A 9,925-nucleotide genomic window follows, 5' to 3' on the forward strand; every position below is an offset into this window, starting at 1 on the left:
TTATTTCTCTAGGCTTCTTTTAGGACTTATCCATGTCTAACTTTTGTTGAAGCATAGTAAGTTGTATCATTTGAAAGAAGTTTTATTTTTAGATCATATATTTCACCAGCTTTGCCTTTACCATTATTTTTACGACAATCAATCCTAACAATGTCCCAGTCTCGAGCATCACCTATAAATATTTGACTTTTTCCTGGTTCATCGATTTTTTTACTGCCATAATCAAAAACATTACAGTTAGCTATTGCAGAGCCAGAAACTATGACGTTGTAATAGCTTTGGTGTTCTATATTTGTTGGAAGGGTACCTAATTTATTAAAGCTTATATCTTGGATATTTGGAGTTTTCTTATCAACATAAAGCTCGGTCATTTTGTCGTTGTTGTCCAGGTGAGCACAAGCAATGAGTGACAGTAGAAGAGGAGATATTGTAAATAGTTTTTTCATAATGATTTTTAGATGATTATTTTTAATTATGATATATTAGTTTTTTGATTTTAGTCAAATATAATTTTAGATAAGCTTTATTAAAAATTAGGGGTGAAAGCCATGGATCTTTTATGGTGACTACGATTATGCCAGAAGCTTATTCTTTCGAGAGCTTTTTCTGAGACTTCTTTACCGTCTAAGAAGTCATCAATTTCTTTGTATGTGACACCCATTTCATCCTCATCAGTTTGACCTTGCCATAGACCGGCAGAAGGATCTTTTTGGATAATGTTTTTTGGCACTTTTAAGTATTTACCTAGTTCAAAAACTTGAGATTTTTTGAGATTAATAAGTGGTAATATATCTGCTGCACCATCACCAAATTTAGTGAAATATCCCATGTACCATTCACATGCGTTATCTGTACCTATAACAATTCTATTATTTTGCTGAGCATAAGCATATAAATACATCATTCTAAGACGGGCTTGGGCATTTCCTTTGATAACATGTTGGCGATCATTTTGTGAGTTTGTAAAGTTAAATGTTGACTCTATAAACGTGTCATAAGCAGGTTGTATTGAAACAGTATGATACTCTATATTAAGATTTTTGATCAGTTCTATTCCATCTTGCATATCTTGGTCTTGATTGTTCTTCGATGGTAATATTAGAGCAGTTGTAGGTAATCCTGTTTTGACTGCTAAAGATGCGGCTACTGCCGAATCTATACCACCACTAATACCAATCACAAAACCTTCAGCAGGATATTTTATACAAGTCTCTTTTAACCATTTTATTAAATTATTAGAATACTGTTCTACAATAAAGTTTTTTACTATTTTCATGATTATATAGCCTTTATTAGATGTTTTTTTTAAATTTGCAGGGATTCTATCATAACAAAAAATATTACGAAATTAATATATATACCTTTTTAGAAGGAGTTATTTATCAAAAGCAGGGTTGTTATAATGAGGATCTTTATAGTTGTCTACATTATAGCCAGCACCTAGAGCTTGATATAGGTTAACGATGCTTATTAAAGATTTTAGTTTAGCTTGATTTACTTGCATTTGCTGATATAGAACATTGAGCGTGATACCTGTATATTGAGCTTTACTAATAGCACCTGAACTATATTTTTTAGCAAATATATTCTCTTGCGTTTCAGTTGATTTTAGAGAGATTGTTTGTTTTTTATAATTTTTTTCATTTGCAGATCTTTCAGACAGGGTGTCGTCAACATCTTGGAATGCCTTCTGTAGAGTATTTATATAATCATAGTACGCTTGATAGAACTGAGCTTTTGCTTTGTCACTATCAGCGAGGATGCTCAAGTTAAATATTGGTACAGCAGCTACAGCTTCAGCAGCCCATGCCCATGCATTCATTGTAGCTAGCTCACCAAGTGCTAAAGTGGCGTTTCCGAAAGTACCTGTTAAATCAATGCTTGGGAAAAATTGAGATCTGGCTAAACCAATATTAGCATTAGCTGTTTCAAGTTTGTATTCTGCAATACCAACATCAGGTCTATTTTCTAGTACTTGAGAAGGCATATTAACAGGAACTTTTACATTTGCATTTATGTCATCAAGGGTTCTTGAAGTCACAATTTTACCCGGATTTCTACCCATCAAAATTTTGAGAGTGTTTTGAAAATGGACTATATCATTTTCGATCATAGCTACTTTCCCTTTTTGAGCTTCAAGCTGTTGTCTTATTATTTCCTCAAGCATTGGGGAAGTAGCTCCAAGTTTGTGCTGGTTTTGGGCATAGTGAAAGAGTAGCTCTAATTGATTTACCATTCTAGTTTGTAATTTTAGTTGCTCTTGAGCAGTGATTAGTGAGAAATAAGCAGCACTGACCTGACTTATAATTGATAGTCTTGTAGTATTTTTAAGGTTGACCTGCATTTTCTTGCTTAATCTAGAGATTTCTCCTAGCTTAAACTGTCTAGCAATATTTATTGTATAGCTGGGGATGATACCTACTAAAGAACCACCAGCAGTTTGAGTGCCAACATTGTTGAGTTGAGGGATACTTGAGTTTGAGTTGATATCAAAGGCTTGAGCTACAAATCCGCCACCACCAACACTTGCCGTGGGTAACCAACCATAATTAGCCTTATTTATTTCAGCGTTAGCTTGGAGAATATTTCCTATAGAAACTTGTAACTTGTTGTTATCTTTTAATGCTGTAGTTATAAGATTATTTAATACAGGGTCGTGAAATTCTCTCCACCATGCAATTTTTGTAAGATTCCAGTTTTTTGTTACTTCAATATTTTTATCTTGGCTATTCCAAAGAGCAGGAGATTTAACCTCAGGTCTTTCATATTTGGGATTAAAAAAACTACAGCTAGAGGTTAATAATGTTGCTGTAATTAATGTAAATGAAATAAATTTATTTTTTATCATAGTATAGCCACCTACAAAGTATCTACTTTTACTGTCGCACTTGCACCAACCCTTAATGGATATTTAGGATCATTTTTAAGCACTATTTTGACAGGAAAGCGTTGTGTAACTTTAACCCAGTTACCAGTGGCATTTTCAGGAGGCAATAGTGAAAATACCGAACCTGTGGCATAACTTATACTATTTACTTTACCAGTGTATGTATGACTATACATATCTAGTTCAATTTTTACTGGCTGACCAGGTTTGATTCTATCAAGATCAGTCTCTTTAAAGTTAGCATCTATCCACCATGTTCTGTTATCGATAAAACCAAATAAAGGTTGCCCTGTTGAAACTAGCTGTCCTTTGTATATTTTTAGGTTAGAAACATAACCATCATCTGGAGCGAAAAGAGTTGTGTAGCTGAGATTTAAGTTTGCGTTATCATAACCAACTTTTGCAGCACTAACTTGAGCTTTAGCTATTTCTACTTGTACAAGAGCTTGTTTAAGAGATGAGTATGCTTCATCTTTAGCTTTTTCGGCCTGTATTTTCTGGTTTATGTATTTTTGAGCATCTTGTAAAGAACCTGCATCTTCTTTATAGAGTTTTATATATCTATCAGCCATACTTGTAGCTGTATCCAGAGATGATTGGGCTTTAGTAAGGTTTGATTTTGCAACACTAACTTGCTCTTGAGCTACGGCTAACTGGCCTTTGGCTTGTATGATTTTTGTATTAGCATTAGCGACTTGTAGTTGATAATCTTTTGGATCTATTTGCACTAGCTTGTCGCCTTTATGTACATACTGATTATTTTGTACATACACCTTTTCAATATATCCTCCAACCTTTGGAGAAATATTAATAACATCAGCTTTTACATAAGCATTATCAGTATTTGGAAAAACTTTATTATATTTATAATATCCATAGATACCAAAAGCTGTTGCTGTGATTATACTTAATCCAATAGCTATTTTCTTAGTTGAAAATTTAGACTCTTTTTTAGTATTAGGGTTTTGCTCTTCTTTTGATGTTTGATTATCAAGTTTCTTTTCTTCTGACATTTTAAATTATTCCTATAATAAAATTAATGCATTGCTGGAACAGCAGCGTCTTTAGGAGGTTCTTTTAGCAAAAATGGTACAATAGCTAGTAATAAGCTAAGAATACCTACAACATAAAAAGAATTGACATAACTCAATAAGCTACTTTGATGTAACACTTGTTGCTTTGCCATGGCCATCGCTTCGGTATTATTGGCTATTGGTAATGTGCTAGTCCAATTTTGAAAACTATCGTTCATATATGAAATATTCTGTGATAATTCTTGATATGTGGTTTGTTGGTTTCTTGATATAAAAGTTGCTACAAAAGCAGTACCTACCGAACTACCAAAGTTCCTGAAAAAGTTGAATGATCCTGACATATCGCCCATATCTTCATCAGCTACTCCAACGACAAGCACACTCATGAATGGAACGAAAAACATCATCATGCCTAGTCCTTGAATAGCAGTAGTTAAGACTATATCAAATTCACTAGCTGTGGGTGAGAAACTTGCTTGCATTAGACAAGAGGCTCCGAATGTAAGCATTCCTAAGCTTATCGTTGTCCTAACTCCCAGTTTTTTCACTAAAAAATTTTGTGTGATTACAGCACCAAAAATTGCGGCAACTCCTCTAGGAGCTGTTATGTAACCAGCTAAATCAACTGGGTAGCCATATACTTGTTGTAGCATTGTTGGTAAGTACGCCATAGCAGCAGAAAATAATAGCACAAACATAAAGCATAAAAAGCATGCTAAAATAAAATTGAAATTCTTAAATATTCTGAATTTTACAACAGAAGAGTATATTAAACCTCTCCAGATAAAAAATCCTAATGAAACAATCGATATGCTTAAAAGTATAATCATCTCTATAGAAGAGAACCAACCATTGGTATTTCCATTATCTATGAAAAGTTCTAGGCATCCGACACCAATAGCCATAAATCCAAAGCTAATGTAGTCAATTTTGATTTTTTTGATTTTTGTGGCTTCCATCATAAAGAAAATAATTATAAAAGCTACGACACATAAAGGAACGTTTACATAGAAGATCCATTCCCAAGACATATTTTCACAAATAGCTCCACCAAGAACAGGCCCTATGATAGGTCCCATAACGATAACCATACTGTATACAGTCATCATTTTGTTGTATTCTTCATTTCTGAAGTTTGTAGAGATATATGTCTGTGCTACTGATGGTAGAAATGCTCCTCCCATACCCTGAAAAGCTCTAAATACAATCATTTCAGCTAGAGATGTTGATAGCCCACACATGATTGATGAAATTCCGAAAATTACAGATGAAACTAAAGCTACACGCTTTATGCCATATTTCTCTATGATTAACCCTGATAATAATATAAAGATTGCTGCAGTAACAATATATACTGTAGTAACATCAGCAATAGTTTCAACGTTTGCACCGATTGCTCCCATGATTTGAGGTATGGCAACAGCTACAATTGTTAAGTCAACAATTTCAGCTAATGCTAACAAGCTTATTGCTAGTGCAACTATTGTTCTTTTCTGACTCCAGAAGCCGGTGTTTGCTGTATTATCAGTCTGCATAACCCTATTATTTTATAGTTAGAATCTTGTTAATATACTATAGCTTTTAGCTATATTACTAAGGAATTTAATTTTACAGTTTATTTTATTGTAGAATTATTGCACAATTTTAGTAATGTATTATAGCATTGTATGGACAATAAATATTGAAAATTGGCCAAAATATTATTGATGAAGAAATATCAAATTATAGTCAATGGCTTGATGGGCCGTCAATAATTGCTATAAAGGGTGGCAATACTTCTGATAGTGAAAATAGAATAAGTAATCAAGAAACTGACTGGCATGAACATTCTCGAGGTAAAATATTTTGTATTGAATCTGGACTAGTACACGTAAGTACGCCTGATGGGTCATGGGTGCTCCCATCTAATAGGGCAGGTTGGATTCCACCTAGTACATCTCATAAAATTCGTATAAGTGGATTAGTAACTGGCTGGGTTATTTTTATACTACCTAGTATGTGTGAGGAAATGCCGAAAAGCTCTAGGGTTATTCCAATGAGTGAAGTACTTAGAGCACTTGCACTTAGAGCTACAGAATGGGATAAAAAACAAAAGTTAAAAGTAGATCAAGAATATATTACAAAGATTATTTGCAATGAAATTAGCTCTGCGCCGGAAGAGGCTCTTCACCTACCGATGCCAAAGACTGAAAGGGCTTTAAAAGTTGCTAATGCAATTATTGATAATCCATCAATAGCAACAAGTTTAGAGCAGTGGGCTTCATTTGGTGCAATGTCAGCTAGAACGTTAAGAAGAATCTTTTTATCTGAAACAGGTCTTAGTTTTTCACGTTGGCGTCAACAAGCTCAGCTAGCACGTGGACTAGATATGTTAGCTAGAGATATATCAGTTACTGAAGTTGCAGATTCACTTGGTTATGCATCACCTAGTAATTTTATAGCCATGTTTCGTAAGGCTTTTGGAAAAACACCAAAGCAATACTTTTCTAAAGAAAATTAATAATGTCTTTTATAAAAAGTCTTTTTTTAGTTTTTTAATATCTATTTTACCTGTGTTGTTTTTTGGTAAAGTCTCGACAAAAATACATGATTTAGGGATTTTATAGCTAGCTAATTTTTCCTTACAGTGCTTTATAATATCATCTTCCGTTGCCTTAGAACCTTTTTCTAAAGATATGAAAGCGATTGCTCTTTCTCCAGAAACTTTAGAGTTAACACCTGTTACGGCAACTTCTTTTATGTAATCTAGTTTTAGAATGCATATTTCAATTTCACGAGGATAAACATTAAATCCAGATACAATAATCATGTTTTTTATTCTATCTGATATGGTTAGGCGACCTTTTTTATCTATATAGCCAATATCACCCGTTTTTAACCAACCATCAGTTGTAAAATATAGTTCATTATTCTGTTTATCATTCCAGAAACCATGACATTTTTGAGGTCCTTTAAGCCAGATTTCTCCTTCTTTGTAGCATTCATCTATTTCTTGATTTGTCTCAATATCTCTGATGCTAAGTTCTGTGCCTGGGATAGGATAGCCGCATGTGCCAAAGTAATCATCTTCTGATTCATTAAACTTATTTAGGGCTATAGCTGGAGACATTTCTGTCATTCCATATCCCTCTTTGAGTTCTACACCAGTTTTATCTAGCCAGTGCAAGTATATCTTACGAGAAATAGGCATGCCTCCACTTAGTGAATACTGATATCTTGTCTTATTTATTTTTTCAAAGTCAGGATGTTCTAGCATAGCCATATAAAGAGTATTTAGGCCATTAAAAATAGTAAACTCATTTTTTGACATGGTTTTAATCAAATCTTTTATGTCTCTAGCATTAGGAATCAAAACATTCTTAGCTCCAGCAAAGAAAAAACACAATAAATTCGCACTCAAAGAGAATATATGATAGAGAGGTAAAGCTGTTATTATAACTTGATCGGACATGTCCATATCATGTTTTACCCAAGCCCATACTTGTTGAATATTGGAGGCAAGATTATTGTGAGTTAATATTGCTCCCTTAGGCTTGCCAGTAGTGCCACTTGAGTATTGTAAGCATAGTATATCTTCTTTATCTATATCTGGTTTTTTATATAGTTTTTTATTAGCCTTAATAGCTTTAGTAAATGGGATAAAGATTTTTTTGTTATACTTTGGTTTATCTTTTATTAAGTTTTTTGATACGAAGCCAATAATTTGTTTTTTAGGGAATGGGTATAAATCAGCAATATTTGTAACAATTATATTTTCTAATGAGTTAATATTTAGCTTAGCTTTTTGAATGTGGTGCGCAAACATATCCATGACAATAGCTGTTTTAATATCACAATTATTAAAAATTGATTCGAGCTCATCAGCTTTGTAAAGTGGATTAGTATTTACAAAAACAGCACCAATTTTGATACAAGCGAATAAACAAACTGTAAATTGCAAGCAATTAGGTAGTACAATAGCTACTCTATCTCCCTTTTCAATCTTTAAGTCATTTTGTAAGAAACTTGCTACTCTGGTAGCTAAGTCATCGAGCTTGGAGAATGATAAATTTACATCATGACATGAAACTGCGTCTCTATATGGAAATTGCATAATCGACTTTTCATACATATCAAGGATTGTAAATTGATTTTCTTGGATATTTGCTGGTGCATACTCTGGATAATTTGATATCCAAGTCTTGCTAGAAAAAGTACTCATAGTCAATATTATTTCTAATGTGTTATTAGATATTCTAGCAAAAATAGAACGTTTTGAAATGATTTTAAGAAATTAAATCTATGAAGGAATATAAGTATGTGAGTGATTGTTGTTATTTTTGTTTAATTACAACGCTAGGAGCATCTGCTCTATGATCGTCAGTTACATCTATTTTTTTAATATATCTATTAAGTATTGGTGTTAAAATAACCATTATAATAGTAACTATTAATATACATATAGCGACATATCCAAATACAGATGTATAAGTATCTAAGCTTTGTTGACTAGTGATATTGTTATCAAATAGAGGTAAAGCTATAAATGATCCGATATATGAAGCTAAATAAGAAGCTACCATTGTTGCAAGGAACCAGAATCCCATAACAAAGCCTGATATCGCTGCAGGACATAGTTCTGCAACCATAGCTAATCCTAGACCAGATATTAATAGTTCTCCAAGAGATGAGCAGGCATAAGTTAGAATTAGCCAGTATCCTGAAATAATCCCATTTGTAGCAAAATATTTTGTGCAATAAAGGATAGCATATGAGACAAACATAAGAGCTATACCAATACTGAATTTAGTTGCATGAGTCATTTTGCTTTTCTTATATAAAATAGCAAGAATCGGAGACAGTAGCATCAACCAAAGAGGGTTTAAGAACTGGTATTGTGCGGCTGGTACATGCCATCCAAATATAGATAGGTCAACATTGTGTAGTGCAAAAAATGTTAGAGTTGTTGGCATCTGGAAGTACAATGCATAGAAGAATATTGCTTCAATAATTAGTACTAATGCAACTAACATTCTATTTCTTTCGTATGGATTAAGTTTTATCGCTACTTCTAAAAAATAAATAGTAGCAACAATAACAACAATAGCTGTTATTGTGATACATAATCCAGTGTTCGGAAGAATATTTGCTATGAAAATTATAGATATGATGCTTCCAATTATTACATATGCTGCATGAGTAATGTTCAGAGGTTTTTTACCTGGCTCTGATCCTAAGTCTTCAAGATGTTTGAAGAACATAATAAAACCTAGTATGCCTATAAGCAAACCAACACCACAAATTATAAAAGCTTCTGTGTATCCATAGGCCTGAGATATTATAGGGGTTAAGGCCATACACAAAAGACCACCCATATTGATAGCAAGGTAGTAAAGTGTCATAGCACTATTTAAACGACCATCACCCTTATCAAACATTTTTGATATTAAAGAAGAAGGGTTTGCTTTAAATAGAGAGTTACCAACAATAATACCTGCAAATATGTAGTATATTGATTTTTCATTAGCAAAAATGAAGCTTAGGTAAGATAAACAAAGGATTACCGCCCCAATAAGTATTGTACGTTTTGTTCCAAGAACTTTATCACCAATAATGCCACCAACCCATATAAATCCATATGTAAAAGCAAAAAAAGACCCCATTAGGTAAATAGTTTCTAATTCGCTAAGATGTAACTGTTGGGTGAAATATAATGCGATAATCGCCTGAAAACCGTAGAAACCAAATCTTTCCCAGAACTCAATTGCCCAAACTATCCAAAAAGGACGAGATAAGGTATGATAATTTTTATCCATGAATGTACCCTGAAAATTAACAGTATTTAGATACTTAATTAAATCATTACAACAGATGTTTTGCAATAATTATATGTCAGGCATCTCTGTACACGATAAAAAATATTGAAAGGACTGATTAAAGCCTTATATATTCATTATTTGCGAAAGATGAAAAAGTACTTTAATCAGCTAAGAGGAAGTCTATCTGAAATATTCAATTGGCACAA

Annotated in this window: 8 protein-coding genes; 1 reads left to right on the forward strand and 7 read right to left on the reverse strand. The window is 33.1% G+C overall.

Features of this window, described 5'->3' with window-relative positions:
* Window positions 1-26: 26 nt before the first annotated feature.
* The 5 genes from F3D57_RS08210 to F3D57_RS08230 all read right to left on the reverse strand — a co-directional run bounded on the left by F3D57_RS08210 (window position 27) and on the right by F3D57_RS08230 (window position 5,456).
* Window positions 27-446 carry a hypothetical protein gene (locus tag F3D57_RS08210; protein WP_150465885.1) on the reverse strand — a complete coding sequence of 140 codons (420 nt, stop codon included), beginning with the start codon at window positions 444-446 and terminating at the stop codon, window positions 27-29.
* An 80-nt stretch (window positions 447-526) separates the two neighbouring features.
* Complete coding sequence (gene nadE / locus F3D57_RS08215) at window positions 527-1,276, reverse strand: NAD(+) synthase (protein ID WP_150465886.1); 750 nt, start codon at window positions 1,274-1,276, stop codon at window positions 527-529.
* Window positions 1,277-1,375: 99 nt separating this feature from the next.
* Window positions 1,376-2,848, reverse strand: coding sequence for a TolC family protein (locus F3D57_RS08220; protein WP_150464467.1), 1,473 nt, complete (start codon window positions 2,846-2,848; stop codon window positions 1,376-1,378).
* Window positions 2,849-2,859: 11 nt separating this feature from the next.
* Entirely contained in the window at window positions 2,860-3,900 is a 1,041-nt protein-coding gene (locus F3D57_RS08225; RefSeq protein ID WP_013922812.1) for an HlyD family secretion protein, read from the reverse strand.
* A gap of 23 nt (window positions 3,901-3,923) precedes the next feature.
* Window positions 3,924-5,456: an MDR family MFS transporter gene (locus tag F3D57_RS08230; RefSeq protein ID WP_150464466.1), complete on the reverse strand. Its 1,533-nt coding sequence runs from the start codon at window positions 5,454-5,456 to the stop codon at window positions 3,924-3,926.
* 143 nt (window positions 5,457-5,599) lie between these two features.
* On the opposite strand from F3D57_RS08230, the gene F3D57_RS08235 reads away from it, so the two are divergent.
* Window positions 5,600-6,421 (forward strand): AraC family transcriptional regulator, encoded by an 822-nt coding sequence (locus F3D57_RS08235; protein ID WP_149368522.1) that lies wholly within the window; start codon window positions 5,600-5,602, stop codon window positions 6,419-6,421.
* A 9-nt stretch (window positions 6,422-6,430) separates the two neighbouring features.
* Here F3D57_RS08235 and F3D57_RS08240 read toward each other — a convergent pair whose 3' ends face one another.
* Both F3D57_RS08240 and F3D57_RS08245 read right to left on the reverse strand, forming a co-directional pair.
* Window positions 6,431-8,122 carry a long-chain-fatty-acid--CoA ligase gene (locus F3D57_RS08240; RefSeq protein WP_150465887.1) on the reverse strand — a complete coding sequence of 564 codons (1,692 nt, stop codon included), beginning with the start codon at window positions 8,120-8,122 and terminating at the stop codon, window positions 6,431-6,433.
* A gap of 112 nt (window positions 8,123-8,234) precedes the next feature.
* Window positions 8,235-9,716 (reverse strand): oligopeptide:H+ symporter, encoded by a 1,482-nt coding sequence (locus tag F3D57_RS08245; RefSeq protein ID WP_150465888.1) that lies wholly within the window; start codon window positions 9,714-9,716, stop codon window positions 8,235-8,237.
* Between the last annotated feature and the right edge of the window lie 209 nt (window positions 9,717-9,925).

Origin of the sequence: Francisella sp. SYW-2 (assembly GCF_008711475.1) — a bacterium.
In the GTDB taxonomy this organism is placed as follows: domain Bacteria; phylum Pseudomonadota; class Gammaproteobacteria; order Francisellales; family Francisellaceae; genus Francisella; species Francisella salimarina.